The sequence below is a fragment of the Salinisphaera sp. S4-8 genome, from assembly GCF_040361235.1.
In the GTDB taxonomy this organism is placed as follows: domain Bacteria; phylum Pseudomonadota; class Gammaproteobacteria; order Nevskiales; family Salinisphaeraceae; genus Salinisphaera.
The window spans coordinates 1-907 of record NZ_APNF01000037.1 but is presented as its reverse complement, the minus strand read 5'-3'; the positions used below and the strand labels follow the sequence as shown (position 1 = coordinate 907).

Annotated in this window: 1 protein-coding gene; it reads right to left on the bottom strand. The window is 65.8% G+C overall.

Translation table 11 applies throughout. The annotated features are described in order from the left end of the window. Positions 1 to 863, bottom strand: an 863-nt coding sequence (locus S4A8_RS19120; RefSeq protein ID WP_353221331.1) for an IS481 family transposase, incomplete at its 3' end; no start/stop codon positions are given. Positions 864 to 907 lie beyond the last annotated feature (44 nt).

The following is a 907-nucleotide window of genomic DNA, read 5'->3' as shown; positions in this document are numbered from 1 at the left end:
TTATAGTGATGCAGCCAGTGCGGCAGGTGTGACGCACGTTGCTCAGAATGCGCATAGGATCGCGCATAGGCCCATTCGTGTAGCGCGGTCTGTATCAGGCGCTCGGCCTTGCCGTTCGTCCGGGGCCGGTAGGCCCGCGTGCGGCGATGACGGATGCCCAGCCGCTGGCACGCCTTTGCGAAGACGTGCGATCGATAACAGGCCCCATTGTCGGTGAGCACGCGGGTGATGCGTACGCCCAAGTGGCGGTAATAACGCACGGCTGCGATCAACGCGCGCCATGCGCTGGCGCCGGTTTCATCCGGCTTGATCGTCGCCCAGCTGATTCGGCTGTGGTCGTCGATCGCCACGTGCACATACTCCCAGCCTGCCCCGCGTGAGGCTCCGGCCTGTCGACTACCGGTCACCCGATGGCCCGGCCGTTTGAAGCGGCCAAGCTTCTTGATGTCCAGATGCAGTAGATCGCCGGGCGCGTCGTGCTCATAACGCCGAATCGGCGGGGCCGGGTCGAGTTCGGCCAGTCGGTTCAGGCCGGCGCGCTGAAGCACGCGCGCGACCGTGGTGACCGGCACGCCGACCTCGGCGCTGATCGCGCGATAGATACGGCGCTCGCGCCGCAACGCCATAATCCGCTGCCGGGCCGCCTCGGGCAGGCGATGCGGGCAACGCGCCGGACGCGAGCTGGCTTCATACAAACCGGGCTGCCCTCGCGCTCGATAGCGGGCAAGCCACTTGTAGGCGGTCCGGGCGCTCACGCCCTTCGCCTGGGCGGCCTCGACCGGGCGCTGACCGTGTTCGAGGATACGACGGACCAGAAGGGCTCGACCATGAAACGTCAAACGCGCATTCTTGTGGGTGTTCATCCGGGTCACTCCTGAAGCTTGAAGGATTCGACACCCATCAGCTT